This is a genomic window from Streptomyces sp. Y1 (assembly GCF_041053115.1).
Taxonomy (GTDB): domain Bacteria; phylum Actinomycetota; class Actinomycetes; order Streptomycetales; family Streptomycetaceae; genus Kitasatospora; species Kitasatospora rubellomurina.
Map to the genome: position 1 here is coordinate 2,534,131 of NZ_CP163445.1, position 25,716 is coordinate 2,559,846.

Genomic DNA, 25,716 nt, shown 5'->3' on the forward strand with positions numbered 1-25,716 from the left:
CGCGGCAGCGCGGGAGCGCCGAGACCGGGGGCGCCCGCCACCACGGCGGGCGCCCCCGGCCTCCGACCTCACGCCTCCCCTGCCGTCCGACCTCGCGCCTCCCCGGCCCTCCGGCCGCTCACGCCTCCTCGGCGCCCTCCCGCGGCACCCCGGCCGCCCGGTAGGCCTGCTCCTCGTCCAGCGTCTCCGCCTCCAGCAGCGCCGCCGCGAGCGCGTCCAGCCGGTGCCGCTGCTCGATCAGCAGCCGGACCGCCTCGTCGTAGCACTCGGAGACGATCCGCCGGGCCTCCTCGTCCACCGCGTCCAGCGTGGTCGGCGCGGCCGACAGCCCGTACGCGCCCTGCGGGTCGCTGGGCACGGCGGTGAGCCGGCCGACCCGCTCGCTCATCCCCCAGCGCCCGGCCATCCCGCGGGCGATGTTGGTGACCTGCTCCAGGTCGCTCTCCGCGCCGGTGGTGATCACGCCGTAGACCACCTGCTCGGCCGCCATCCCGCCGAGCGCGCCGATGATCCGGCCGCGCAGGTAGGGCTCGGTGTACGAGTAGCGGTCGTTCTCCGGGGTGGAGAGGGTGACGCCGAGGGCCCGGCCGCGCGGCACGATGGTGATCTTGCGGACCGGGTCGGCGCCCGGCTGGAGCATGCCCAGCAGGGCGTGCCCGCTCTCGTGGTACGCCGTCCGCTCGCGCTCCTCCTGCGGCATCACCAGCGGCCGTACGGCGCCGAGTTGGACCTTCTCCAGGGCGTCCGAGAGGTCCCGCTCGTTGACCGCGTCCTGCTGCCGCTTGACGGCCAGCAGGGCGGCCTCGTTGACCAGGTTGGCGAGTTCGGCGCCGGTCATCCCGGGGGTGACCTTGGCCAGTTGGGTGAGGTCGGCGTCGCCGGACAGCGGGACGGTCCGGGTGTGGATGCGCAGGATGGCGGCGCGGCCGTCCCGGTCGGGCGGGCTGACGGTGATCCGCCGGTCGAAGCGGCCGGGGCGCAGCAGCGCCGGGTCGAGCACGTCGGCGCGGTTGGTGGCGGCGATCACGATGACGCCCTCGGAGCCGCTGAAGCCGTCCATCTCGGTGAGGATCTGGTTGAGCGTCTGCTCGCGCTCGTCGTGCCCGCCCATGCCGCCGCCGGCGCCGCGCTGGCGGCCGATGGTGTCGATCTCGTCGATGAAGATGATCGCCGGGGCCACCTTGCGGGCCTCGGCGAACAGTTCGCGGACCCGGCTGGCGCCGACGCCGACGATCATCTCGATGAACTCGGAGGCGGAGGCGGAGAAGAACGGCACGTCCGCCTCGCCGGCCACGGCCCGGGCGAGCAGGGTCTTGCCGGTGCCGGGCGGGCCGCTCAGCAGCACGCCGCGCGGCATCTTGGCGCCGAGCCTGCGGTACCGGTCGGGGTTCTTCAAGTAGTCGACGACCTCGGTGAGTTCGGCCTCGACCTCGTCGATGCCGGCCACGTCGGCGAAGGTGGTGCGCTTGCCCTGCTCGGCGGTGACCGGCTTGGGCGGGGCCTTGCGGCCGAGCGGCCCGCCGCCGAGGCCGCCGGCCATCCGGCGGGCGAGCAGCACCCAGATGAAGACCAGCAGCAGCATCGGGGCGAGCGAGAGCAGCAGGTTGGTGAGGAAGCTGCGCTGCTGGACCGGCGAGGTCGCGGTCACCTCGACGCCCTGCTGCTGCAGGGTGGTCCACAGGTTGTCGCCCGCGAACGAGGGCCGCTGGGTGTCGAACTCGGTGTAGTTCCCCTTGCCGCCGTCCGGTTTGGGCTGGGCGCTCTTCAGGGTGCCCTCGATCGCGTCGCCCTTGGCGTAGATCTTGGTGATGTTGCCCTTGTTCAGCTGGTTGTTGAACTCGGTGTAGGAGATCGTGGTGGCGCCCTCGTTGCCGAAGAACGACAGCAGCAGGTCGGAGATCAGGAACACCACGAGGGCGGTGAGGACGAGGCCCGTCCAGCCGCCGGGCATCCGGCGGCGGGGCGGCGGCGGGGGCGGGGCGCCCTCGGACCGCCAGGGCTGGTCGGGGGTCTGGCGCGGCGGCACTGGTTCGGTCACCCACCGGACGATACGGACAGGCGCTCGGACGAGCCAACCGCAACGCCGCGCCCGGACCCCCGCCGCGGGCCTCGGGGCCCGCCCTACCCGCCGGAGCCCGGCCACTCCTCGGCGGTCAGCGCGAAGCGCTCGTGGTCGCGCCAGTCGTCCTGCAGGTAGAGCATCCGCGGGGTGTAGCCCTCGTGCCGGAAGCCCAGCCGCTTGGCCATCGCGATCGAACGCTCGTTCTCCGGCTGCACGTTGATCTCCAGCCGGTGCAGGCCCAGCCCGCCGGCGGCGGCCGGGGCGAAGCAGCGGTCCAGGACGAGCCGCAGGCCCTCGGTCATCCGCCCGGTGCCGGCGAACGGCAGGTACGCGTCGTAGCCGAGCGTGGCGTTGCAGAAGCGGCCCATCACGATGTTGGCGACGTTCACCTTGCCGACCATCCCGCCGGACTCCCGGTCGAAGATCAGGAAGGTCCGCAGGCCCGCCCCCTGGCGCTTCAGCAGGTCCGGCAGGCCGTCCGGCTCGACCGGGTTCCACCGCCCGATGTGGTCGGCGGAGCGGCGGACCGCCTCGGCGTAGGGCGCTTTGTCCTCGGGCCTCGGGGCCCTGATCATCACTCGCACGGCAACATCATCGGACATGCGAGCGGCCCGCCGCCCGGAATACCGGGCAACGGGCCGTGCGGCCACGAGAACCGGCGAGGACCGGTTCTCGTGAGGACTACAGCAGGTCCTTGAACTCCTTCGGCAGCTCGAAGTCGGCCGGGCCCTTGCCCGCGCCGAGCCCGAACGCGCCGCCGTCGGCCGGGGCCTGGGCGCCGCCCGGGCCGAGCGCGCGGCGCTCGGCGGCCGCGGCCTCCTCCTGCGCGCGCTTCAGCGGGTTGCCGCTCTTGCGCTTGCCCTTGGCCTGCGGGGCCTTCTTGCCGGACTTCTTCGCGCCGCCGCCCATGCCCGGGATCCCCGGCATGCCCGGGATGCCCTTGCCGGAGGCCATCGCGGACATCATCTTGCGGGCCTCGAAGAACCGCTCGATCAGGTTCTTCACCTCGCCGACCTGGACGCCCGAACCCTTGGCGATGCGGGCCCGGCGGGAGCCGTTGACCAGCTCCGGCTCGGCGCGCTCGGCGGGGGTCATCGACTTGATGATCGCGCCGACCCGGTTGACGTCCTTGTCGTCGATGTTGTTGATCTGCTCGCGGATCTGGCCCATGCCGGGCAGCATGCCGAGCAGCTTGGAGATCGAGCCCATCTTCTGGACCTGCTCCAGCTGCGACAGGAAGTCGTCCAGCGTGAACTGCTTCGGGCCGCCGCGCAGCTTGGCGGCGATCTTCTCGGCCTCGGCCTGCGAGAAGGTCTGCTCGGCCTTCTCGATCAGCGAGAGGACGTCACCCATGCCGAGGATGCGCGAGGCCATCCGGTCCGGGTGGAAGGCGTCGAAGTCGTCGACCTTCTCGCCGTTGGAGGCGAACATGATCTGCCGGCCGGTGACGTGCGCCACCGACAGGGCGGCACCGCCGCGGGCGTCGCCGTCGAGCTTGGACAGCACGACACCGGTGAAGTCGACGCCGTCGAGGAAGGCCTGCGCGGTGGTGACCGCGTCCTGGCCGACCATCGCGTCGACGACGAACAGGACCTCGTCCGGGTTGACGGCGGCGCGGATGTCCGCGGCCTGCTGCATCAGCTCGGCGTCGATGCCGAGGCGGCCGGCGGTGTCGACGATGACGACGTCGTACTGCTTCTGCTTGGCGTACTCGATGGAGTCGCGGGCGACCTGCACCGGGTCGCCGACGCCGTTGCCCGGCTGCGGGCCGTAGAAGGCCACGCCGGACCGCTCGGCCATCACCTCGAGCTGGGTGACGGCGTTCGGGCGCTGGAGGTCGCAGGCGACCAGCAGCGGGGTGTGCTTCTGCTTCTTCAGCCAGTGGCCGAGCTTGCCCGCGAGGGTGGTCTTACCGGCACCCTGCAGACCGGCGAGCATGATGACCGTCGGGCCGTTCTTGGCGAACCGCACCCGGCGGGTCTCGCCGCCGAGGATCGCGATGAGCTCCTCGTTGACGATCTTGATGATCTGCTGCGCGGGGTTCAGCGCGCCCGAGACCTCGACGCCGAGCGCCCGCTCCTTGACCTGCTTGATGAAGGCCCGGACGACCGGCAGCGCGACATCCGCCTCCAGCAGCGCGATGCGGATCTCGCGGGCGGTGGCGTCGATGTCCGCCTCGCTCAGGCGGCCCTTGCCCCGGAGGTTCTTGAACGTCGCTGCGAGGCGATCGGAAAGGGTGTCGAACACGTCGGCGCGGGTCCTCTGCGGCATCGGAATCGGTACGGTCGTCGCCCACAAGGGTATCCGGCCGCCCCGGCAACGGTCTCCACCCCTGCACGACCGCCGCCGGCACGGCCGTTCAGCCCAGCGCCGCGCGCACCGCCGCCGCCACCTCCCCGGCCCGCTGGGCGGCCAGCGGGCGGCCCGCCGGGTCGGTCAGGTAGAAGGAGTCGACGGCCTCCGCGCCGAGCGTGGAGACGTGCGCGGTGCGCACCCGCACGCCCGCCCCGTCCAGCGCCCGGCCGATCCGGTGCAGCAGCCCGGGGGCGTCGTGCGCGCGCACCTCCAGCACCGTCGCGGTCGCCGAGGCCACCGCGGGCGCCACCGCGACCAGCGGCGGCGGGGTGGGGATGCCCTTGCGGCGCGGGGCGGCGGCGTCCCGCTCGGCGAGGCGCCGGGCGACGTCCAGCGAGCCGTCCAGCGCCCGGCGCAGGTCGGCGCGCAGCCGGGCGGCCTCCGGCAGCTCGCCGAACTCGGCGGCCACCCGCCAGGCGAGCAGCAGCACCGGCCCGGCGCCGACCGGGTCCAGCTCGCGCAGGCTCGCCGAGCGGACGGTCAGCCGGTGCAGCGCGAGCACCCCGGCGACGGTGCCGAGCAGCCCGGGCCGGTCCGGGACGGCCAGGTTCAGCTCGACGCCCATCGGCTCGGCACCCGGGTCGGCACCCGGCTCGTCCCCCTGCGACGGCGCCCGCAGTCCCCCGGTCCGCAGCGCCTGGGCCCGCAGCGCCAGCGCCGGCCCGCCGGTGCGGGCGGCCTCGACGGCCAGCCGCTCCTGCTCCGCGGTCGGCGCGGCCTCGACGACCGGGCTGCCGGCCCCGGCCAGCCGGTCGGCGACCCGGGCCACCAGGCCGTCGACCAGCGAGGCCCGCCAGCCGCTCCACGCCGCCGGGCCGGTGGCCAGCGCGTCGGCCTCGGTGAGCGCGTGCAGCAGTTCCAGCTCGGGCAGCGTGCCGATCACCTTGGTGATCGCCTCCACGGTGGCCGGGTCGTCCGGGTCCCGCCGGGTCGCGGTGTCGACCAGGGTCAGGTGCTGGCGGACCAGCACCGCGAGGGTCTGCACGTCCTCGGGCGGGAAGCCCATCCGGGCGGCGAGGTCGCGGACGATCACCTCACCGGCCTCGCTGTGGTCGCCGGGCCAGCCCTTGCCGATGTCGTGCAGCAGCGCGGCGACCAGCAGGAGGTCGGGCCGGGCCACCCGGCGGGTCATCGCGGCGGCCCGCACCGCCGTCTCCACCAGGTGCCGGTCCACCGTCCAGCGGTGCACGGCGTTGCGCTGCGGGCGGCAGCGGACCCGCTCCCAGTCCGGCAGCAGCCGGGTGACCAGCCCCTCCGCCTCCAGCGCCTCCCACACCGGGACGGCCGCCTCCCCCGCACCGAGCAGGGTGACCAGCTGCTCGCGCGCCTCGTCCGGCCAGGGCACCGGCAGCGGGCGGCACTCGGCGGCCAGCCGGCGCACCGTCGCGTACGAGACGGTCAGGCCGTTCTGGGCGGCGGCGGCCGCGGCGCGCAGCGGCAGCACCGGGTCGGCGGCCGGCCGGGCGCCCTGGGCGAGCACCGCCTCGCCGTCCTGCTCGACCACGCCCTCGGCGAGCGGACGGCGCTCGACGGCGCCGCGGGCCACCGCGCCGCCGCCGCGGCCGGCGCCGGTGAACGGGATGGCCAGCCGGCCCACCCGGCGGCCCCGGCCGGAGCGGGCGGCCAGTATCCGGTCGACGGCCCGCCAGGTGACGTCGCTCGCGTAGGCGACGGTGCGGGCGGCCTCGTAGACCTGGCGCAGCAGGGTGTCGGCGTCGAGCACGCCGAGCCGCTCGGCGACCTGGTCCTGGTCCTGGAGGCCGAGCCGGTCGGTGGCCCGGCCGGTGGCCAGGTGCAGCGCGTCCCGGACGTCGGCCAGGCGCTGCGCGGCGGCGTCCAGGCCGTCCCGGGGCGCGTCGGCGAGCCAGGTGGCGGCGATCGCGTCGAGCGCGACCAGGTCGCGCAGGCCGCCGCGGGCCTCCTTGAGGTCGGGCTCCAGCAGGAAGGACAGCTCGCCGTGCCGCTCGGCCCGCTCCCGGCCCAGCTCGCGCAGCTCGGGCAGCCGGGCGGGGGCGCTCGCGCGCCAGTCGGTGAGGACGGCGGAGCGCAGCGCGGCGGTGAGCGCGCCGTCCCCGGCGAGGTGGCGGGCGTCGAGCAGGCCGAGCTGGGCCTTGAGGTCGGCGGCGGCGACGGTACGGGCCTCGGCGACGGTGCGCACCGCGTGGTCGAGCTTGGCGCCCGCGTCCCAGACCGGGTACCAGATCCGCTCGGGCAGCTCGCGGGCGATCGGGCCCTCGTGCAGCAGCAGGACGTCCAGGTCGCTGCGCGGGGACAGTTCGCCGCGCCCGTAGCCGCCGACCGCGACCAGCGCGACCCCGGAGGCCGGGGCGCCGGCGGCGGCGAGCAGTCCGGCCAGCCAGTCGTCGGTGAGCCCGGCGAGCGCGGTGCGGCGCGGGCGGCCCGCCGGGCCGGGGGCGTCGAGCAGCGCGGCCCGGGCGGCGGGGTAGTCCTGCGGGGCGGAAGGACTGCTGGGGGTGCTCATGCGCGTGGGTCCCGTCCGTCGTGCCGGGGCTTGTCGGACAAGCCCGAGGGGGAAACGCCACCGGCGGGCCCGTTCCCCCGAAGGGGTGACGGGCCCGCCCGGGCCGGATCAGAGGGCGTCGGGGCCGCGTTCGCCGGTGCGGACCCGGACGGCGGTGTCGACCGGGACGCTCCAGACCTTGCCGTCGCCGATCTTGCCGGTCCTTGCGGCCTTGACCAGGACCTCGATCAGGTCGTCGGCGTCCTCGTCCTCGACCAGGACCTCGATCCGGACCTTCGGGACCAGGTCGACGGTGTACTCGGCGCCCCGGTAGACCTCGGTGTGGCCGCGCTGGCGGCCGTAGCCGCTGGCCTCGGTGACGGTCAGGCCGTGGACTCCGAAGGCCTGCAGGGCGGCCTTCACCTCGTCCAGGCGGTAGGGCTTGATCACGGCGGTGATGAGCTTCATCGGGCGTCGACCTCGGTCTTCTCGGCGGGCTTCACGGCGGTCCTCTCGGCGGCGGCTCCGGTCAGGCCGGTGACGGCCCGGGCCAGTCCGGCACCCACGGCGCTGAAATCGTAGGCGGACTCGGCGTGTTCGGCCTGGTCGATGCCGGCCACCTCGACCTCCTCGGCGACCCGGAAGCCGACCGTCCTGTCGATCGCCTTGGCCAGCAGCCAGGAGACGGCGAAGGAGTACGCGGCGACCACGGCCACGCCCATCGCCTGCTTGCCGAGCTGCTCCAGCCCGCCGCCGTAGAACAGTCCCTTGGCGGCCTGGCCGACCCCGCCGGTGGCGAACAGGCCGATCAGCAGCGAGCCGATCGCACCGCCGACCGCGTGCACGCCGACCACGTCGAGCGAGTCGTCGAAGCCCCAGCGGTACTTGAGCGAGACGGCGGCGGCGCAGACGACGCCCGCGATCAGGCCGATCGCCACCGCGCCGAGCGGGCTGACCGAGCCGCAGGCCGGGGTGATCGCGACCAGGCCGGCGACGGCCCCGGAGGCGGCGCCCAGCGTGGTGAACGAGCCGTGCTTGAGCTTCTCGTAGGCCAGCCAGCCGATCAGCGCCGCACCGGTGGCGACCTGGGTGTTGACGAAGGCCATCGCGGCGACGCCGTTGGCGGCCAGCGCCGAGCCGGCGTTGAAGCCGAACCAGCCGAACCACAGCAGGCCGGAGCCGAGCATCACCAGCGGCAGGCTGTGCGGGCGCATCGGGTCCTTCTTGAAGCCGACCCGCTTGCCCAGCACCAGGCAGAGCGCGAGGCCCGCGACGCCGGCGTTGATGTGCACGGCCGTCCCGCCGGCGAAGTCGATCACGCCGTTGCGGTCGCCCAGCCAGCCGCCGTTGCCGTTGTCGGTGAAGAACACCCAGTGCGCGACGGGGAAGTAGACGATGCTCACCCAGAGCGCGACGAACAGGCCCCAGGCGGCGAACTTGGCCCGGTCCGCGATGGCGCCGCTGATCAGCGCCGGGGTGATGACCGCGAACATCAGCTGGAACATCGCGAAGGCGGTGACCGGGATGGTCCCGTTGAGGTCGTTCAGCCCGATGCCGCGCATCCCGAGGAAGTCCAGGTTGCCGATCAGGCCGGCGAAGGAGTCGGGCCCGAAGCTGAGCGAGTACCCGTAGAGGACCCAGAGCACGGTGACGATGCCGAGCGAGAGGAAACTCATCGCCAGCATGTTCAGGGTGCTCTTGGCCCTGACCATGCCCCCGTAGAAGAAGGCCAGGCCCGGGGTCATCACCATGACCAGGGCCGCACTGATGAGCACGAAGGCGGTGTCGCCCGCGCTGAAGCCGTCCGGCATCGGCGTCTCCTCTGCGTGAAAACCGATCCACACCCGGGTCCTGTCCCGTGCCACCCGGGGTGTCGGCGATGAGGAGGAGCGTGCCGAAGGCTGGTTTCGGCTGGTGCGGCCGGTTGTTTCACGGCCGTGAAGCGTGCGACGCACGGGTTACGGCCGCGTGAACGCCGCCGTGCCGCCCGGCCGGACGGGCTAGGGTCCGCCGTCGAGTTCCCGGCGGACGCACGAACGCCACCGACCGTGACGGCGGCCGGTGGCGTTCACGACGGAGGGGCCGGGCTCAGACCACCGACACGTACTCGGGGATGTCCTGGACGACGCGCTCCTTGAGCCGCGACACCGCGTCCACGCCCTTGAACCGCTCGGCCGCGGCCTCGGTGGTCTTGCGGACCCGCGAGTTCAGCCGCTCCGAGCGCACCTTGGTGGCGATCTCGACGGCCTGCTCGGCCATCACCACGGCCTGCTCGGCCTCCTTCTGCAGCAGGTGCACGCTGGCCATGCCGATCAGGTTGAAGGCGTACGAACGCACGTGGTCGTCGTCCTGGCGGAACAGGTCGACGGCGCGCTCCATGACCGGCGCGGAGAGCGAGGCGTACAGCTCGGAGTTGTCCGAGTGGTACGCGAGGTCGCGGAAGGAGTGCGCGTTCTCCGCGTTCAGCTCGGCCGGCGAGAAGAACTTCAGCCAGTCCGGCTCCTCGTCCCCCTCCCGGATGTCGGTGAAGGTGTCCTCGGACAGCCGGATCGCCCGGGCGCAGCGGTTCACCTCGCCGATGGTGGCGTAGGCGCGCGCCTCCATCGCGTACAGCAGGGACTGCTGGCGCGGGGTGGCGGTGTCCCGGCTGCCGTACTGGGCCAGGTGGATCAGCTCCAGGGCGTCCTCGCCCCGGTTGAGGTGGATCATCTGGCGGCTCATGTCGGTGAGGATCAGCGCGCCGAACGGGCGGTCGCCGGCCTCCTTGGCCGCGTGCAGGGCGAGCACGTAGTACTTCTGCGCGCTGGGGTGCATGCCGACGTCGTAGGACATCCAGCCGGCCAGGTGGGCGAGTTCGGCGGTGAGCCGGAACAGCCGCTTGGTGGTCAGCTCCGGGTACGTCTCCTGGAGCAGGTCGGTGACCTCGTGCAGCTGGCCGACGACGGCCTTGCGGCGCAGGCCGCCGCCGTTCTGCGCGTCCCACTGGCGGAACATGACCGTGGTCTGCTCCAGCAGTTCCAGCTCGGGCTCGGAGAGCCGGCCGGTGAACGGCTCGCCGCCGTTGGCCGCGGTGAGGATCGGGGTGGGGACGCCGGTCGGGCCGGGGGCCAGCCAGCGCTGCATCGGCTCGATCAGCGCGGCGCCGGCGGTCAGTGCGAGCGAGGTGCCGAGGAAGCCGCGGCGGTTGAGCATCAGGTCGCTGCGGGAGTAGTCGCTGATCAGCTGGACGGTCTGCGGGCCGCTCCACGGCAGGTCGACGCCGCCGCCCACGGTGGAGACCGGGATCGCGGCGCGCAGGCCCAGGTCCTCGATGGAGACGACCGAGCCGAACCGCTCCGAGAACAGCTCCGACATGATCTTCGGGATCGGCTCGCGCGGCTGCTCGCCGTCCAGCCAGCGGCGCACCCGGGAGGTGTCGGTGGACACGTGGAGGGCGCCGATCTGCCGGGCCCGGCGGTTGACCTGGCGGGCCAACTCCCCCTTGGACCAACCGCTGCGGGCGAACCACGTGGTCAGCTTCTCGTTGGGTTGCTTCTCTGCCATGGGAACGTCCCCATCCCGCCCGGCCCCTGCGGGGCCCCCGATCGTGACCGCCCGACGGTTGCGGGCTCTTGCCAGACGTGCCGTGCCTGTGGTGAACAACGCTTCTTCGCACTGGCGTGCCATCCTCGCGGACGGTCCGTCAGATCCCCAACTCCCGTTTCCTGTCGGCCCGGAGTCGACGCCTCGAGAACGCCCGCATGCTGAACGTAACGCCCGGCGCGGCACCGATGGGAGCGGCCCTGGCGAAACGCCACCTTTCGCCACCCCCGGGAGGGAACCGAAGCAGAGGGGCACGCGCTTGACTGGGAGCTCCGAACGGTCCGGCATATGCGGGCCGCCAAGTCCTCCGGTGCACCCCGGCAGCTCCGACAGGCCCGGCAATCCACCGAAGCCACAGGCGAGTTCACCGACCACTCGGGTCGGCAACCGACTCGCGCACCCGACGATCCGGCATCCGCGCCGCCCGCACAAGGCGGCGCCCGAGGCGCACCACCGCAACAGGCGCACGCCGCGTGGCGCGCGCCGCCACCGCACCACGCACCACGCAACGGACAATCAACACACAGTCACCATCCCGTAACCACCGGCAACGAGAACCTGTTGGGGGAGGCATGGACAACCTGTTCGGCGAACTTCGGCTGGGACACCTGCGCCTGGCACCGCTGGGCGTGCGCCGCCGCACCAAGGTCACCGCGTCCCAGGCCGCCGCGGAGTACACCGGCCGCTGGGGCTGGGCCGTCGCCACCGGCGAACCGGCCGGCGGTGACGCCGCCCCGACCCGCTGTCCCTGCGGCTCCGTCCGCTGCGCCGCCCCCGGCCTGCACCCCGTCCCGGGCACCGAGAGCCGGGCCCGCACCGCCGGCGCCGAGGCCTCGGTGCTGTTCCCCACCGGCCGCGCCTTCGACGTCCTCGACGTCCCCGAGCAGGCCGGCCTGCAGGCGCTGGTCCGGCTGGAGCGGATGGGCACCCAGGTCGGCCCGGTGCTGGCCTCCCCCACCGGCCGGCTGCAGTTCCTGGTCGCCGCCGGCACCGCCCGCCGGCTGCCCGACCTGCTGTACCGGATGGGCTGGGACGACGCCGCCCTCGACCTCACCTGCCACGGCGAGGGCAGCTACGTCGCCGCCCCGCCCACCGTCCTCGGCGGCCTCGGCCCGGTCCGCTGGCTGCGCCGCCCCACCCGCGACAACGCCGGCTGCCCGCCCGAGGCCCGGCTGCTGCTCGGCACCCTCGCCTACGCCTGCCACCGCGGCCGCGAGCGCACCGCCGAGCCCGCGTGGATCGCCTCGTAGGTCTCGTAGGACTCGTAGGACCCGCAGGAACGGCTCAGGGCAGGCGAAAGGGCCCGCCCCCCACGGGAGCGGACCCTTCACCGGACGGGAAGCCTCAGTCCCCGATCAGCGCGTCCACGAACGCACCCGGCTCGAACGGCGCCAGGTCGTCCGCGCCCTCGCCGAGGCCGACCAGCTTGACCGGCACGCCCAGCTCGCGCTGGACCGCGATCACGATGCCGCCCTTGGCGGTGCCGTCCAGCTTGGTCAGCACGATGCCGGTGATGTCGACCACCTCGGCGAACACCCGGGCCTGGATCAGCCCGTTCTGGCCGGTGGTGGCGTCCAGCACCAGCAGCACCTCGTCCACCGGGCCGTGCTTCTCGACGACCCGCTTGACCTTGCCCAGCTCGTCCATCAGGCCGGTCTTGGTGTGCAGCCGGCCGGCGGTGTCGACCAGCACGGTGTCCGCGCCCTCGGCGATGCCCTCCTTGACCGCGTCGAAGGCGATCGACGCCGGGTCGCCGCCCTCCGGACCGCGGACGGTACGGGCACCGACCCGCTCGCCCCAGGTCTGCAGCTGGTCGGCGGCGGCGGCACGGAAGGTGTCGGCCGCGCCGAGCACCACCTTGCGGCCGTCCGCGACCAGGACGCGGGCCAGCTTGCCGGTGGTGGTGGTCTTGCCGACGCCGTTGACGCCGACGACCAGGACGACGGCCGGGCCCTCCTCGTGCTTGGTGGAGTGGACGGTGCGGTCGGCGTCCGTGCCGATCAGCTCGACCAGCTCCTCGCGCAGCAGGCCGCGCAGCTCGTCCGGCGTCCGGGTGCCGAGCACCTTGACCCGGGTGCGCAGCCGCTCGACCAGCTCCTGGGTGGGGGCGACGCCGACGTCCGCGGTGAGCAGGGTCTCCTCGATCTCCTCCCAGGTGTCCTCGTCCAGGTGCTCGCGGGAGAGCAGCGAGAGCAGGCCCTTGCCGAGCGAGTTCTGCGAGCGGGAGAGCCGGGAGCGCAGCCGGACGAGCCGGCCGGCGGTGGGTTCGGGGACCTCGACGGCGGGAGCGGCCTCGGCCTCCTCGGGGGCCTCGACCTCGACGGCCTCGGGCGCCTCGGGGAGCTCGACCTCCTCGACGGTGCGGCGCGGCTCCTCGGTCGGCGGCGCGGCCTCCTCGCCGACCTGGGGTTCCTGCGGCGTGGGCTTCGGCGCCGTGATGACCGGCGCCTGCGACTTCGGGGGCAGCTGCTGGCGTCGTCTGCCGGAAACGACGAGGCCGGCGATCGCGCCGATGGCGACCACGGCGATGACTACGGCAAGAATCACGAATTCCATAACGCGTCCCAGTATCCGTGACCGGAGCCCGAAAGGACCGCAGCGGGACTACACGGATACCGCTCGGGGCCGCTCGCGGTGCTCGTCCCGCAGCCGCTGGCTGATCACCTGCGAGATGCCGTCCCCCTTCATGGTCACCCCGTACAGGGCGTCGGCGGACTCCATGGTGAGCTTCTGGTGGGTGATCACGATCAGCTGGGAGCTCTCCCGCAGCTCCTCCATGATCCCGACGAGCCGGCGCAGGTTGGTCTCGTCCAGCGCCGCCTCCACCTCGTCCATCACGTAGAACGGGCTGGGCCGGGCCTTGAAGATCGCCACCAGCAGCGCCACCGCGGTCAGCGAGCGCTCGCCGCCGGAGAGCAGCGACAGCCGCTTGACCTTCTTGCCCGGCGGCCGGGCCTCCACCTCGACGCCGGTGGTGAGCATGTTGTCCGGGTCGGTGAGCACCAGCCGGCCCTCGCCGCCCGGGAACAGCCGGGCGAAGACGCCCTCGAACTGGGCGGCGGTGTCGTGGTACGCCGAGGTGAACAGCTGCTCGACCCGCACGTCCACGTCCCGGACGATGTCCAGCAGGTCGCGCCGGCTGCGCTTGAGGTCGTCCAGCTGCTCGCCGAGGAACCGGTGGCGCTCCTCCAGCGCGGCGAACTCCTCCAGCGCCAGCGGGTTCACCTTGCCGAGCTGCTGGTAGGCCTTCTCGGCGGCCCTGAGCCGCTTCTCCTGCTCGGCCCGGACGTACGGGTACGGCTCCCCCGGCTCCCCGCCGTCCTCCGGGGGCGACGGCGGGACGAGCCGGTCCGGCCCGTACGAGGCCAGCAGCTCGCCGCCGTCGATGCCGAACTCCTCCAGCGCGCGGGCCTCCAGCTGCTCGATCCGCAGCCGCTTCTCGGCCCGCAGCACCTCGTCCCGGTGGCCGGCGTCGACCAGCTTGTCCAGCTCCTCCTTCAGCCCCCGCCCGTGCTCGCGGTGCTCCCGGAGCTCCTGCTCGCGCTCGGTGCGGGCCTGTTCGACGGCCGCGCGCCCGGCGTCCGCGCGGGCCAGCGACACCTCCAGGCAGGCCAGCAGCTGCCGGGCGCCGGCCGCGACGGCGGTCGCCACCGCGGCGTCGTGCGCGGCGCGTCGGCGGCGCTCGGCCGCCCGGGCCCGGGCCTCGCGCTCGGCGCGGGCGGCCCGGTCCAGCTGGTCGGCCCGGCCGGCCAGCGCGCGGACCCGCTCCTCGTGGGTGCGGACCGCGAGCCGGGCCTCCAGTTCGGCCTGCCGGGCGGCGCTCGCGGCCTCGGCGAGGCGCTGCTGCTCGGCCTGGTCGGGCTCGTCCTCACCCGACTCGGCCGACTCCTGCGCGACGGCCAGCCGCTCGGCCGACTCCTCGGCGGCGGCGAGCAGTTCGGCCACGCCCTGCTCGGCCCGCGCGGCCGCGGCGGACAGCCGCTCGGCCTCGCCGGCGGCGGCGCGGGCCTGCCCGCCGAGCCGGCCGAGCGCGCCCGCGACCTCGGCCCGTGCCCGCTCGGCCTGCCGCCGCTGCTCGGCGAGCCGCTCCAGCTCGGCGGCCGACGCCCGGCGCAGCGCGGTGAGTTCGGCCAGCCGCTCGGCCGATTCGGCGCAGCGGACGGCGAGTTCGTCGATCGCCCGGGCCGCCTCGTCCACCGCCGCCCGGGTCTCCAGCAGGCTCGGCGCGCCGCCGGAGCCGCCGTGCGCGAAGCCGGCGCCCAGCCGGTCGCCGTCCGCGGTGACGGCGGCGAGCCCGGGGTGTCCGGCGACCAGCGCCAGCGCCTCGTCCAGCGTGCCGACGACGGCGACGCCGGCCAGCAGGCCCCGCAGCGCGGCGGTCAACTCGACCGGCCCGTCGACCAGTTCGGCCGCCCACCGGGCGCCCTCCGGCAACTCGCCGATCGCGTACGGGACGTCGGGCGCCCCGGCGACCAGCAGCGCGGCGCGGCCGGCGTCCTCGGCGCGCAGCAGCCGCAGCGCCTCGGCGGCCGCGGCGGGCGAGGCGACGGCCACCGCGTCGGCGGCCGCGCCGAGCGCCGCGGCGACCGGCACCTCGCACCCGGCCTCGATCCGCAGCAGCGCGGCGGCCGGCCCGAGCAGCCCGGTCAGCCGCTCCCCCGCGTCCAGCAGGGCACCGGTGCCGTCCTTGCGGCGCAGGCCGAGCGAGAGCGCCTCGTGCCGCGCGGTCAGCCCGGCCCGCTCGCGTTCGGCGGCGCCGGCCGCCTCCCGGGCGGCGGCCAGGTCCCGCTCCAGCTCGGCGAGCCGTTCGCGGGCCGCCCGGAGCTCGGCCTCGGCCTCCTCCGCGCCCCCGCCGGAGCCGCCGTCGACCTGCGCGTCCAGCTGCTCGTACTCGTCCTGGGCGGCCCGGGCCCGCAGCAGCGCCTCGTCCCGGGCCTCGGCGAGCCGGCCGGTCTCGGCCTCGGCGGCGGCGGCCCTGGACCGGGCGGCGGCGGCCTGCCCCTGGAGTCGGGCCAGGCCCTCCCGGCGGTCGGCGATGGCCCGGGCGGCGTCCCGCAGCCGGCGGTCCTCGGCGGCCAGGTCGCGTTCCAGCTCGTGCTTCCGCTCGACCGCCTCGGCCAGCGCGTACTGCGCCTCCTCCAGCGCCTCGGTGAGCGCGGCCTCCTCCTCGCGGACCCGGGCGGCCTCCCGTTCCAGCTCCTCGGGGTCGCGGCCGCGCCGCTCCTCGGCCCCGCCCCCGGCGGCGGCGTGCCGGGCCCGGGCCTCGGCCAGTCCGATGGTGCCGCGGGTGCGCTCGGCGAGCGCGGAGAGCCGGTACCAGGTCTGCCGGGCGCTCTCCAGGCTTGGGCCGAGCCGCTGCACCTGCGCCTCCAGCACCGACTCCCGCTGCACCGCGCGGGCCAGTTCCTGTTCGACGGTGGTGCGGCGCAGCCGCAGCGCCAGCTCGTCGGCGACCTCGGCCTCGACGGCCCGGCGCAGGGTGAGCAGGTCGTCGGCGAGCAGCCGCAGCCGGGCGTCGCGCAGGTCGGCCTGGATGCCGGCGGCCCGGCGGGCGATCCGGGCCTGCCGGCCGAGCGGTCCGAGCTGGCGGCGCAGTTCGCCCACCAGGTCCTGGACGCGGTTGAGGTTGGCCTGCATCGCGTCCAGCTTCCGCAGCGCCTTCTCCTTGCGCTTGCGGTGCTTGAGGACGCCGGCGGCCTCCTCGATGAAGGCGCGCCGGCCCATCGGGTCGGCGTGCAGGACGGAGTCGAGCCGGCCCTGGCCGACGATGACGTGCATCTCGCGGCCGATGCCCGAGTCGGAGAGCAGTTCCTGGATGTCCAGCAGGCGGCAGGTCTCGCCGTTGAGCGCGTACTCGCTGCCGCCGTTGCGGAACATCGTCCGGGTGATGGTCACCTCGGCGTAGTCGATCGGCAGGGCGCCGTCACCGTTGTCGATGGTGAGGCTGACCTCGGCGCGGCCGAGCGGGGGGCGCCCGCTCGTCCCGGCGAAGATGACGTCCTCCATCTTGCCGCCGCGCAGGGACTTGGCGCCCTGCTCGCCCATCACCCAGGACAGCGCGTCCACGACGTTCGACTTGCCGGAGCCGTTCGGGCCGACCACGCAGGTGATGCCCGGTTCGAAGCGCAGGGTGGTGCTGGAGGCGAAGGACTTGAACCCGCGCAGCGTCAGACTCTTCAGGTGCACGCGGTCGGTCTCCTCGTTCGCTCACGGCAGGGACCGACTGTATCCCCGGCGAGCGACCCGCCCGGCCCCCGGACACGACGAAGGGACGCCGTATCCGGGCGTCCCTTGCAAAGCTGCGTCCCTTTCGGGGCGGCTCAGTGCACAGCTGCGTCGACCTGCGGTGGACCGGGGCGGGGCTCAGGTGAGAGCCGGCTCCCGCTGGTCCAGATCGATGCTGTTGAGCAGCGAGTGCTCGTCAGCGACAGCGGTGAGAGCGTCGTTCTCAGCCTGCATCCGAAGAAGTTCGGCCTCCAGGTCCTGGACGCGCTGCTGCAGCCGTCGCATCTCGGAGAGCATTCGCGGGTCGGGGCCGCCGACGTACCCGAGAAGCGCCTTTGCCATGATGAATGGTCCTCCACGCTGAGTGACCGAACCGGAACGGTACAGGTCTAGGGGGAAGGGGGACGCACGCGCGATCCGCTACCGGAAGTGCCGACTGGGCACCCGGCACAACCACCGTGAGCTGGGCTCACGAGGGCATGCGCCGGCCGGGAGAACGCGGTCGTGTGCGCGGGCTTCCAGCGTCTCACCAAAGACGGTACGGGTCAACACGATCACCGCACGCTACCGCGCCCCTGTCACCTGCCTGGCGGTGTGGTCACGCCTGGCGGTCTCGGGCCGGTCCACCCTCGTACTCGTGGATCATCGTCGATGCGGAGTCAACCACGAGTCTGCCCGGATGGCAACCTCATGACACCGTTCGTTGCGCACGGATTCGCGTGGGGGCGGCGACCAGCGGGTCAGCGGATCTCGAAGCCCGGATAACCGGCGCCGACCGCCGTCCAGATCTCCGTCACGCCGGTCACGTTCCCGGGCGTGTCCGGGCCGCGCAGCAGCGCCAGCAGCTGCTCGCAGTCGGCGGCCTGCCCCTCGGCCACCACCTGCACCCGGCCGTCGCCGAGGTTGCTCGCGTAGCCGGTCAGGCCGATCTCCAGCGCCCGCGCCCTGGTCCACCAGCGGAAGCCGACCTGCTGGACCTTCCCCCGGACCCAGGCGGTGACCCGGACCGGTTCCTCACTGTGGGCTTCGCGACCGTGCATGCAACGACCTTAGATGCCGCACCTCGGTCAGGGCTCGACGGGCCCCTCGACCGCCCAGCCCGGCGTGTGCACCTCGGTGTGCAGCTCGCCGCGCCGGGCCCGCTGCCCGCAGGTGCGGCAGACGAAGACCGGCTCGTACGGGTGCGGCTCCCCGCCCTCGGGCTGGTGCGTGAAGGTCAGCGGCGACTCGGGCACCAGCCAGCGGTCGCCCCAGGTGCGCAGCGCCTGCGCGACCGGGGCGAGGTCCCGGCCCGCCTCGGTGAGGTGGTACTCGTAGCGCGGCGGCCGCTCGCTGTACGGGCGGCGCTCGACCACGCCCGCCTCCTCCAGGGCCCGCAGCCGCGCGGTCAGCCGGTCGCGGGGCGCGCCGGTGTTGCGGGCGATCCGGTCGAAGCGGTGGTTGCCGAAGAACAGCTCGCGGACGGCCAGCAGGGCCCACTTCTCGCCGACCACCTGCAGCGCCGCCGCCATCGAGCAGGGCCGCCCGGGAACGGCGGCGGGCGGCCGGACGGTCGGGGTGTCGGAGGTCACGGTGCCAGCCTGCCACACCGGGTTGCCTTCTCAAACCGCGTCGCCCGGCCCGCCCCGGGACGACGAACGGCCCCGCCGGAGGAACCGGCGGGGCCGTACGGTCGTGCGCGGGACAGGCGCGGGTCAGCGCGACGTCACCAGTCGTCGCCACCGCCGCCGAAGTCGCCGCCGCCGCTCCAGTCGCTGCCGCTGAAGTCCGAGGCGTTGAAGTCGGCGCCGGTGTAGTCGCCGCCCTCGTACTGGTCCTGGTAGCCGCCGTGGTGGCCGTCCATCATCGGCGCCGCGGCGTAGGCCGGGGTGCTCATCATCGAGCCGAGCATGGTGCCGACCAGCAGGCCGGGCAGCAGGCCGCCGCCGAAGCCGCTGTAGTAGCCGCCCGCGTACGGCGCGTAGGCCGGGCCGGCGTTCCAGTACGGCTGCGGGCCGTACTCGGTGTCGACGGTGCGGACCGCCGGGTCGAGACCGGCCGCGACCCGGTCCGCGTCGGCCTGGCAGACCGGGACGGAGCGGGGCGCGCCGCCGGCCGGGGCCCAGTCGACGTCCTTGACGGACGGGCCGTGCCGCGGGTCCATGAAGCACGGGGGGCGACGCTCGGGCAGCGGGCGCTTGTCCCGCCGGGCGGCCAGGGTGGCCAGCTGGAACCGGCCGTCCTCGATCGCCTCGGTGACCTGCTTGACGTCCTCGGGCTTCTTCGCCTCGTCCATCAGCCGCTTGGACTTCTCGTACGAGTCCAGGGCGCTGCTGTAGTCGGCGCGCTGGGCGTCGTCGGCGTCCGCGGCGCGCGGGTTGAAGTCGAGCCGCTCCAGCTCGGTGCCGAAGGCGGTGATGTCCTCGTCGACGACGCGGCGCAGCTGCTCCAGCTCGGCGCGGGCCTTCTCCTCCTTGCGCTTCTTGGCGCGGCGGAAGAGGAAGAAGACGCCGGCGCCGGCCAGCGCGACCAGCACGACCGGGATGATCACCCAGGCGATCGAGGTGCTGTGGTTGACCCCGGTGCCCTTGGTCTGCGGGGCGGCCTGGTCGACGAAGTCGTTCAGGGTGGCGTTGATGTCGCCCTTGTCGGCGCGGCCGACCGCGCTGCCGATCCGGTCCGCGGCGCCGGCGGCCATCGCGCCGCGGTCGGAGCGGGCCATGAAGCCGCTGCTGCCCCGCCAGACGCCGTAGACGCCGTCGATGCCCACCAGGGTGCGCAGGTCCGTGAGGACGGTGTCCTTGTTGGCGGCGTCCGGGACGACCGCGATGAAGATCGGCTTGTCGGCCTTCTCGATCTTCTTGGTCAGCGCGTCCGCCTGGGCCTGGCTGAAGCGGTCCTGCATCTGCGGGGCGACGTAGACCTGCCCCTTCTTCAGGGTGGCCGCCGCGTCGCTCAGGCCGCCGGCGGCCGAGGCCGAGGGCGCCAGCAGGAGCATCACCCCGAGCAGCGCCGCCACCAGGGCAAGTGGCCCGGCGCCCCGGGTACGTCGTGCAAGGGTTCTCATGCCCCCGACGCTACCGCGAGCGGCGTCGAAGCACGCCATACCCTTCGCATACTGGTGATGAGGGGATTCCCCGCCGTCCGCCGGGTCGGCTCCCCTTCCCGGGGATGATGTTTCCCCGATTCCCCCCTGAGGCGGCCGGGGCGCGGGAACCGCCACGAACTCCCGGACGTACGTCCCGGCGGGCCCGGCGCGGAACCGGAAGCGGTCCGGAAGCGGTCCGGAAGCGGTTCGGCGGCGGCTGGGGAGCGGCACGGGGTGTGTGCCGACCGTACCGCGCGACCGGGCATAGTGGTCCCCGTACTCGTCGCCCATTACCTGTTCTTGACCCTTCTCCCGATCGGAGCACCCGGTGATCATCGGCCTCGTCACCGCCGTGGCGGCCTCCGCCTGCTACGGCACCGGCTCGGTCCTGCAGGCCGTCGGCTCCCGCCGGTCCGCCCGCGAGGAGGCCGCCAAGGGCGTCACCACCTCGACCACCGAGCACGGCGGGCCCAGCCTCTCCTCGACCGCCAAGGCCGCCGTGACCTGGGAGTTCATGATCGGCACGGTGCTCGATCTGATCGGCTTCGCGCTGGGCGCGCTGGCCGCCCGGCTGCTGCCGCTGTTCCTCTCCCAGACCATCATCAGCGCCAACCTGGTGATCACCGCGGTGCTCAGCATCAAGCTGCTGGGCATCCGGCTCAAGCAGCTGGAGTGGGCCTCGATCGGCGTGCTGTGCTCGGCGCTGGTGCTGCTGGCCGTCTCGGCCGGCCCGGAGGGCGGCCACCACGCGGACATGTCCTTCCACTGGTGGCTGCTGATCTCGATCACCGTGCTGCTGGTCGGCGGCGGCCTGCTGGTGCGGCGGATGGGCGCCAACGGCGCGATCCTCGCCGGTCTGCTCTCCGGCCTCGGCTTCGGCGCGCTGGGCGTCGGCGTGCGCGTCCTGAACGGCGTCTCCCCGTTCGAGCTCGGTCCGCTGCTCTCCGACCCGGCGCTGTACGCCGTCCTGGTCGGCGGCCTCGGCGGCATGTACGTGCACACCGTGGCGCTGCAGATCGGCTCGGTGAACGGCGCGACGGCCGCGCTGGTGGTCGGCGAGACGGTGCTGCCCGGCGCGGTCGGGGTGATCTGGCTCGGCGACTCCTCCAAGTCCGGCCTCGCCTGGCTCGGCGTGGTCGGGTTCCTGCTCGCGGTGGTCTCCGCGGTCGGCGTCGCCTACTTCGGCCAGGAGGGCCACGGCGGGCCCGCCGAGCCGGCCGCCGACCACCCCGAGCTCGCGCACAAGTAGCGCGCGCTCCGGGCGCTTTCAGCCCCCGCTGCGGGTGCGCGGCACGCGCTGGCAGCGGGGGCAGAAGTAGCTGGAGCGGTTCATCCAGGCGGCCCGGCGGATCGGGGTGCCGCAGCGGCGGCAGGGCTCGTGCTCGCGGCCGTAGGCGTCCAGGTCCCGGGAGAAGTAGCCGCTCTCGCCGTTCACGTTGACGTACAGGCTGTCGAAGCTGGTCCCGCCGACCGCGAGCGCGGCGGTCATCACCTCGCGGGCGTTGGCCAGCAGCAGGGCGGCCTGCGGGCGGGTGAGGGTGGCGGTCGGCCGGTCGTAGTGCAGCCTGGAGCGCCACAGCGCCTCGTCGGCGTAGATGTTGCCGACGCCGCTGATCAGGGTCTGGTCGAGCAGCGCGCGCTTGACCGTGGTGCGCCTGGCGCGCAGCGCGGCCGCGAAGGCCCCGTCGTCGAAGCGCGGGTCGAGCGGGTCGCGGGCGATGTGCGCGATCGAGACGGGCGTGCCCTCCGGGTCACCCTCCTCGGCCTCCTCGACGGCCAGGCCGCCGAAGGTCCGCTGGTCGACGAAGCGCAGCTCGCGACCGCCGTCGGTGAAGCGCAGCCGGACGCGCAGGTGGGTCTCGTCCGGCGCGGTCGGGTCCTGGACGAGGAGTTGGCCGCTCATCCCGAGGTGGCCGATCAGCGAGAATCCCGCCCCGGAGCCGCTCAGCGGCACCCAGAGGTACTTGCCGCGGCGCTGGGCGGCGCCGAGGACGGTGCCGGTCAGCCGGGCCGTGAAGTCGGCGGCGCCGGCCGGCTGGCGGCGCACGGCGCGCGGGTGCAGCACCTGGACGTCGGCGACCGTCCGGCCGGCGACCCAGCTGGCCAGACCTCGGCGGACGACCTCGACCTCGGGGAGTTCGGGCACGGAAACTGTCCTCCTGCGAGAAGAAACCGGCAGGAGGACAGGCTACTTCGCGATCAACTGCCCGCGGGCAGCCGGTCGGCGTACTTCTCCTTGATCGCGCGCCAGGCGCTCTCGGCGGCCTTCTGTTCGGCTTCCTTCTTCGAGCGGCCGACGCCGCTGCCGAAGTCCTCGCCGGCGACCCGGGCCGCCGCGGTGAAGGTCTTCTCGTGGTCCGGACCGGACTCCATGACCACGTACTCGGGCACGCCGATGCCCACCGAGGCGGTGAGCTCCTGCAGGCTGGTCTTCCAGTCCAGGCCGGCGCCGAGCTGAGAGGACTCCTCGATCAGCGGGTCGAACAGCCGGTGGACGAACTCGGTCGCCGCCTCCAGACCGCGGTCGAGGTAGACGGCCCCGATCACGGCCTCGACGGTGTCCGCGAGGATCGACGACTTGTCGCGGCCGCCGGTGCCCTCCTCGCCCTTGCCGAGCCGGATGAACGCGCCGAGTTCGAGGCCGCGGCCGACGTCCGCGAGCGCGCGGGAGTTGACCACCGCGGCGCGCAGCTTGGCGAGCGTGCCCTCCGGGACGTCCGGGTGGACGCGGTAGAGGGTGTCGGTCACCACGAGGCCCAGCACCGAGTCGCCGAGGAACTCCAGGCGCTCGTTGGTGGGCAGACCACCGTTCTCGTACGCGTACGAGCGGTGGGTCAGGGCACGTACCAGAAGGGCGCGCTCGAGCGTGTACCCGAGGCGCCCTTCCAGAACGTCGTATTCGGTCGAAGCCGGCCCGCCGGCCTTGCCGTTGCCCGAAGAACCCTTCGAGGCACCGGATGCCTTGCGGGTGGAGTTACCGTCCGACATCGATCCGTACACCCCGCCGATCAGACCGAGAGGACCTGGCGACGGTTGTACGTGCCGCAGCTCGGGCACGCGATGTGGCCCAGCTTCGGCTCGTGGCAGCGGTCGCACGCCACGAGGGCCGGAACGACGGCCTTCCAGTTGGACCGGCGGTGGCGCGTGTTGCTGCGCGACATCTTCCGCTTCGGAACAGCCACGGCTACTTCTCCTGGTTCTCGGCGAGACCCTCACGGGTGTCGCTGTCCTTGTTCTCGTCACCCTCGTCGCCGGGGGCGGCGGAGAGTCCCTGCAGAGCCGCCCACCGGGGGTCGGCGGCGTCGTGGTGGTGCGCCGGGTCGTCGCTCAGGCGCGCTCCGCACTCGGAGCACAGGCCCAGGCAGTCTTCCTGGCACACCGGCTGCAGCGGCAGTGCGAGCACCACCGCGTCACGCAGCACCGGCTGGAGGTCGAAGTAGTCGCCCTCCAGGCGGTAAGTCTCTTCTTCCGCGTCCTCGTCGAGGTCGTCGGCCCCGGTCGCCGCGGCGCGGTGGCGCTCGTCGGACTCCGGGTAGTAGTACAGCTCCTGGAAGTCCACGTCGATGTCGAAGTCGACGGGCTCCAGGCACCGGACGCACTCGCCCTCGACCCGCGCCTCGGCGGTCCCGGTGACCAGCACGCCCTCGACCACGGACTCCAGGCGGAGTTCCAGCTCGATCTCGCTCTTCTCCGGGACCCCGATCACGTCGATGATCCCCAGGCCCTCGGGGGCCTCCAGGGTCCGGCTCACCTTGCGCATGGCGCCCGGACGCCGACCGAGCTCGTGCGTGTCGAACACGAGGGGGTCGCGGTGGTCGAGGCGGTTCAAGGTGTCCTGACTTCCATGGGAATCGATCGAGGGGCTCCCCCAGTCGGTCGGCCTGTGGCTCGGCGCCGCGAGGGCAAGCCGACAGCCGGACATGGGGATGCCGGAGTGGTCAGACTACCCGAGTCTCCCGCCAGGCCCAACTTCGGTCCCGTTCGGGCACCTCGGGAGACCTGCTGGGAGACCCCGGGGAGGCCCCGGGGAGGCTCGGCCGCGGGCGCTCAGCGCCCGCCGAGCTCCCGGAGCCGGGTCATGTCGATCATGCTGGTGTCGAAGAAGCTGGTCTCGTCCAGCCCCTGCTGCTGCTGGTGCGGCAGGGCCGGGGGCAGCGCGGGCTGCGGCGGCTGCTGCTGGGGCTGCTGCTGGTAGCCGTAGCCGTCGTACTGCTGGGCCCCGTAGCCGCCCTGCTGCTGCGGGTAGGCGTAGCCGTCGTGCTGCTGCTGGCCCTGGTAGTCCGGCTGCTGCGGGTAGCCGCCCTGCTGCTGGGCCCACTGGGCCTGGTACGGGTCGCCGTGGCCGGCCGCCGGGTCGAAGCCGCCGCCGTACACCTCGGCGTACTGGACGCCCGGCTGCTGGACGCCCTGCTGGGCGGCCGCGTACTGGTCGGCGCCCTGGGCCTGCCAGCCGGCCGCGGCCGGGGTCTGCTCCGGCCAGGTCTGCTGCTGCGGGACGTCCTCGCGGTACCAGGCGATGTCCCTGCCGTCCGGGTCCTCGGCGAAGCCCGCGGCCACCGCCTCGGCCCGCTCCTTGGCCTGCTGCGCCTCGTCGGCGGCCGCCAGGTAGGCGCCCAGGTCGTCGATCGGCCGCTTGCCGAGCAGCTTGTCGCGGCCCTTGCCGACCGCCTCCAGGGTGGCGCCGAGCACGGTCTCCAGCGTGGCGAGCTTCACGTCGACGTACTCGTCGACCTCCGGGCTCGGGCTGGTCCGCTGCGGCTTGAACTCCTCGCCGTCGCCCTCGCCGTCGTACTCGGCCTCGAAGACGCCGGCGTCGCCGCGCAGCTTGGTCCGGCCGCGGCCGACCGCGCCGAGCGTCTTGGTCAGCACGACCTCGAAGTTGGCGAGCTTGCTGTCCACGTAGTCGTCGGCCTCGGCGCGCTGGGCCTCGACCTCGGCGCGGGCCTCGGCGAGGATCCGGTCGGCCTCGGCCTGCGCGCGGCGCACCACCTCGGTGTCGGAGATCAGCGAGCCGCGCTCGGCGTGCGCGCCCTGGATGATCCGCTCGGCCTCCGCCTGGGCGTCCGCCACCAGCTGGCCGTGGTCGGCCATCACCGACTGGGCCTGGGCGAGTTCGGCGGGCAGCGCCGCCTTGAGGTCGTTGAGCAGGCCGATCAGCTCGGCCCGGTTCACCACGCAGGAGGCCGACATCGGCATCGAGCGGGCGCTCTCGACCGCCGCCACGATCTCGTCGACCTGGTTCTGCACGTCCACGGGGCTTCGTCTTTCCGTGTGCCGCCCGACTTCTCCGGCGGAGGCAGGCCCGGCGCGGTGGACCTCACCGCAGGGCAGGAGTACAGACTGTACGGCCCCCGCGCGGCGAGGTCACAACACCGCGGTCCGCACGGTCCCCCCGCTACCGGACGAACCATGACGAACCAGCAGAAAAGGGCGCGCAGCGCCTACTGCTGGGCCTTGCGCTCCGCGATCCGCTCGACCAGCCGGCGGTGCACCGTCGCGGGCAGCAGGTGCGAGACGTCGCCGCCGTACGAGGCGACCTCCTTGGCCAGCGTCGAGGAGAGGAAGCTGTACGTCGGCGAGGTCGGCAGGAACAGCGTCTCCACGCCGGTCAGGCCGTGGTTCATGTGCGCCATCTGCAGCTCGTAGTCGAAGTCGCTGACCGCGCGCAGGCCCTTGACGATCGCCGGGATGTCGCGCTCGCGGCAGTAGTCCACCAGCAGGCCCTGGTGCGACTCGACCACCACGTTGCCGAACTCCGCGGTGACCTCCTCGATCAGGCCGATCCGCTCCGCGATGCTGAACATGCCCTGCTTGTTCGGGTTCACCAGGACCGCGACGTGCACCACGTCGTACAGCTTCGAGGCGCGCTCGACGATGTCGAGGTGGCCGTTGTGGATCGGGTCGAACGAACCGGGACAGACGGCTCGACGCATGGCGTGTGTGCTCCCTCGTGGGGTGACGGCT

The 25,716-nt window shown here is 73.7% G+C and carries 21 protein-coding genes; 2 read left to right on the forward strand and 19 right to left on the reverse strand.

From position 1 onward, the window contains the following. Positions 1 to 118: 118 nt before the first annotated feature. The 7 genes from ftsH to AB2U05_RS10600 form a co-directional block, all read right to left on the reverse strand. Positions 119 to 2,038 (reverse strand): ATP-dependent zinc metalloprotease FtsH, encoded by a 1,920-nt coding sequence (gene ftsH / locus AB2U05_RS10570; RefSeq protein ID WP_045700223.1) that lies wholly within the window; start codon positions 2,036 to 2,038, stop codon positions 119 to 121. 83 nt (positions 2,039 to 2,121) lie between these two features. After that, positions 2,122 to 2,664, reverse strand: a complete 543-nt coding sequence (locus tag AB2U05_RS10575; RefSeq protein WP_045700224.1) for a GNAT family N-acetyltransferase — start codon at positions 2,662 to 2,664, stop codon at positions 2,122 to 2,124. Between the two features lie 79 nt (positions 2,665 to 2,743). Next, positions 2,744 to 4,309, reverse strand: a complete 1,566-nt coding sequence (gene ffh / locus AB2U05_RS10580; RefSeq protein ID WP_045700241.1) for a signal recognition particle protein — start codon at positions 4,307 to 4,309, stop codon at positions 2,744 to 2,746. Positions 4,310 to 4,421: 112 nt separating this feature from the next. Next, positions 4,422 to 6,899: a [protein-PII] uridylyltransferase gene (locus AB2U05_RS10585; protein WP_369183089.1), complete on the reverse strand. Its 2,478-nt coding sequence runs from the start codon at positions 6,897 to 6,899 to the stop codon at positions 4,422 to 4,424. Between the two features lie 108 nt (positions 6,900 to 7,007). Next, a complete protein-coding gene (locus AB2U05_RS10590; RefSeq protein WP_045700226.1) occupies positions 7,008 to 7,346 on the reverse strand; it encodes a P-II family nitrogen regulator in 339 nt (112 codons plus the stop codon). Further along, the gene (locus tag AB2U05_RS10595) at positions 7,343 to 8,689 is read right to left on the reverse strand and encodes an ammonium transporter (RefSeq protein ID WP_045700227.1); all 1,347 of its coding nucleotides are present in this window, start codon (positions 8,687 to 8,689) and stop codon (positions 7,343 to 7,345) included. The genes AB2U05_RS10590 and AB2U05_RS10595 overlap by 4 nt, the downstream gene beginning before the upstream one ends. A 277-nt stretch (positions 8,690 to 8,966) precedes the next feature. Next, a complete protein-coding gene (locus AB2U05_RS10600) occupies positions 8,967 to 10,421 on the reverse strand; it encodes a hypothetical protein (protein ID WP_045700228.1) in 1,455 nt (484 codons plus the stop codon). Positions 10,422 to 11,032: 611 nt separating this feature from the next. On the opposite strand from AB2U05_RS10600, the gene AB2U05_RS10605 reads away from it, so the two are divergent. Further along, positions 11,033 to 11,710 carry a bifunctional DNA primase/polymerase gene (locus AB2U05_RS10605; protein WP_045700229.1) on the forward strand — a complete coding sequence of 226 codons (678 nt, stop codon included), beginning with the start codon at positions 11,033 to 11,035 and terminating at the stop codon, positions 11,708 to 11,710. 94 nt (positions 11,711 to 11,804) lie between these two features. Here the strand turns inward: AB2U05_RS10605 and ftsY are convergent, their stop codons facing one another. From ftsY to AB2U05_RS10635, 6 genes are all read right to left on the reverse strand, one after another. Further along, a complete protein-coding gene (gene ftsY / locus AB2U05_RS10610; protein ID WP_045700230.1) occupies positions 11,805 to 13,016 on the reverse strand; it encodes a signal recognition particle-docking protein FtsY in 1,212 nt (403 codons plus the stop codon). A 48-nt stretch (positions 13,017 to 13,064) separates the two neighbouring features. Further along, on the reverse strand, positions 13,065 to 16,646 hold the full coding sequence (gene smc, locus AB2U05_RS10615) for a chromosome segregation protein SMC (protein ID WP_369183090.1): 3,582 nt from the start codon (positions 16,644 to 16,646) through the stop codon (positions 13,065 to 13,067). Between the two features lie 177 nt (positions 16,647 to 16,823). Then, complete coding sequence (locus tag AB2U05_RS10620) at positions 16,824 to 17,027, reverse strand: hypothetical protein (RefSeq protein ID WP_045702518.1); 204 nt, start codon at positions 17,025 to 17,027, stop codon at positions 16,824 to 16,826. 398 nt (positions 17,028 to 17,425) lie between these two features. Beyond that, positions 17,426 to 17,725, reverse strand: coding sequence for an acylphosphatase (locus AB2U05_RS10625; RefSeq protein WP_045702521.1), 300 nt, complete (start codon positions 17,723 to 17,725; stop codon positions 17,426 to 17,428). A 27-nt stretch (positions 17,726 to 17,752) separates the two neighbouring features. Beyond that, the gene (locus AB2U05_RS10630; protein ID WP_369183091.1) at positions 17,753 to 18,256 is read right to left on the reverse strand and encodes a winged helix-turn-helix transcriptional regulator; all 504 of its coding nucleotides are present in this window, start codon (positions 18,254 to 18,256) and stop codon (positions 17,753 to 17,755) included. Positions 18,257 to 18,390: 134 nt separating this feature from the next. Then, the gene (locus AB2U05_RS10635; protein WP_369183092.1) at positions 18,391 to 19,731 is read right to left on the reverse strand and encodes a hypothetical protein; all 1,341 of its coding nucleotides are present in this window, start codon (positions 19,729 to 19,731) and stop codon (positions 18,391 to 18,393) included. 349 nt (positions 19,732 to 20,080) lie between these two features. Between AB2U05_RS10635 and AB2U05_RS10640 the strand changes: the two genes are divergently transcribed. Further along, a complete protein-coding gene (locus AB2U05_RS10640) occupies positions 20,081 to 21,001 on the forward strand; it encodes a hypothetical protein (RefSeq protein WP_045702525.1) in 921 nt (306 codons plus the stop codon). A gap of 18 nt (positions 21,002 to 21,019) precedes the next feature. Here the strand turns inward: AB2U05_RS10640 and mutM are convergent, their stop codons facing one another. From mutM to coaD, 6 genes are all read right to left on the reverse strand, one after another. Further along, positions 21,020 to 21,898: a bifunctional DNA-formamidopyrimidine glycosylase/DNA-(apurinic or apyrimidinic site) lyase gene (mutM, locus tag AB2U05_RS10645; protein WP_045702527.1), complete on the reverse strand. Its 879-nt coding sequence runs from the start codon at positions 21,896 to 21,898 to the stop codon at positions 21,020 to 21,022. A gap of 53 nt (positions 21,899 to 21,951) precedes the next feature. Further along, positions 21,952 to 22,740 (reverse strand): ribonuclease III, encoded by a 789-nt coding sequence (gene rnc, locus AB2U05_RS10650; protein ID WP_045702530.1) that lies wholly within the window; start codon positions 22,738 to 22,740, stop codon positions 21,952 to 21,954. Positions 22,741 to 22,760: 20 nt separating this feature from the next. Continuing rightward, entirely contained in the window at positions 22,761 to 22,934 is a 174-nt protein-coding gene (gene rpmF / locus AB2U05_RS10655; protein ID WP_030056747.1) for a 50S ribosomal protein L32, read from the reverse strand. Positions 22,935 to 22,936: 2 nt separating this feature from the next. Continuing rightward, a complete protein-coding gene (locus AB2U05_RS10660; protein ID WP_045702532.1) occupies positions 22,937 to 23,581 on the reverse strand; it encodes a DUF177 domain-containing protein in 645 nt (214 codons plus the stop codon). Positions 23,582 to 23,799: 218 nt separating this feature from the next. Next, entirely contained in the window at positions 23,800 to 25,005 is a 1,206-nt protein-coding gene (locus tag AB2U05_RS10665) for a hypothetical protein (RefSeq protein WP_045702534.1), read from the reverse strand. Between the two features lie 188 nt (positions 25,006 to 25,193). Further along, positions 25,194 to 25,685, reverse strand: coding sequence for a pantetheine-phosphate adenylyltransferase (gene coaD / locus AB2U05_RS10670; RefSeq protein ID WP_045708676.1), 492 nt, complete (start codon positions 25,683 to 25,685; stop codon positions 25,194 to 25,196). Positions 25,686 to 25,716 lie beyond the last annotated feature (31 nt).

Excerpts from the sequence above, each read along its gene's own strand:
- AB2U05_RS10575 (WP_045700224.1), bottom strand. The coding sequence starts at position 2,664 with ATGTCCGATGATGTTGCCGTGCGAGTGATGATCAGGGCCCCGAGGCCC.
- AB2U05_RS10585 (WP_369183089.1), bottom strand. The coding sequence starts at position 6,899 with ATGAGCACCCCCAGCAGTCCTTCCGCCCCGCAGGACTACCCCGCCGCC.
- AB2U05_RS10590 (WP_045700226.1), bottom strand. The coding sequence starts at position 7,346 with ATGAAGCTCATCACCGCCGTGATCAAGCCCTACCGCCTGGACGAGGTG.
- AB2U05_RS10595 (WP_045700227.1), bottom strand. The coding sequence starts at position 8,689 with ATGCCGGACGGCTTCAGCGCGGGCGACACCGCCTTCGTGCTCATCAGT.
- AB2U05_RS10600 (WP_045700228.1), bottom strand. The coding sequence starts at position 10,421 with ATGGCAGAGAAGCAACCCAACGAGAAGCTGACCACGTGGTTCGCCCGC.
- AB2U05_RS10605 (WP_045700229.1), top strand. The coding sequence starts at position 11,033 with ATGGACAACCTGTTCGGCGAACTTCGGCTGGGACACCTGCGCCTGGCA.
- ftsY (WP_045700230.1), bottom strand. The coding sequence starts at position 13,016 with ATGGAATTCGTGATTCTTGCCGTAGTCATCGCCGTGGTCGCCATCGGC.
- AB2U05_RS10620 (WP_045702518.1), bottom strand. The coding sequence starts at position 17,027 with ATGGCAAAGGCGCTTCTCGGGTACGTCGGCGGCCCCGACCCGCGAATG.
- AB2U05_RS10625 (WP_045702521.1), bottom strand. The coding sequence starts at position 17,725 with ATGCACGGTCGCGAAGCCCACAGTGAGGAACCGGTCCGGGTCACCGCC.
- AB2U05_RS10635 (WP_369183092.1), bottom strand. The coding sequence starts at position 19,731 with ATGAGAACCCTTGCACGACGTACCCGGGGCGCCGGGCCACTTGCCCTG.
- rnc (WP_045702530.1), bottom strand. The coding sequence starts at position 22,740 with ATGTCGGACGGTAACTCCACCCGCAAGGCATCCGGTGCCTCGAAGGGT.
- coaD (WP_045708676.1), bottom strand. The coding sequence starts at position 25,685 with ATGCGTCGAGCCGTCTGTCCCGGTTCGTTCGACCCGATCCACAACGGC.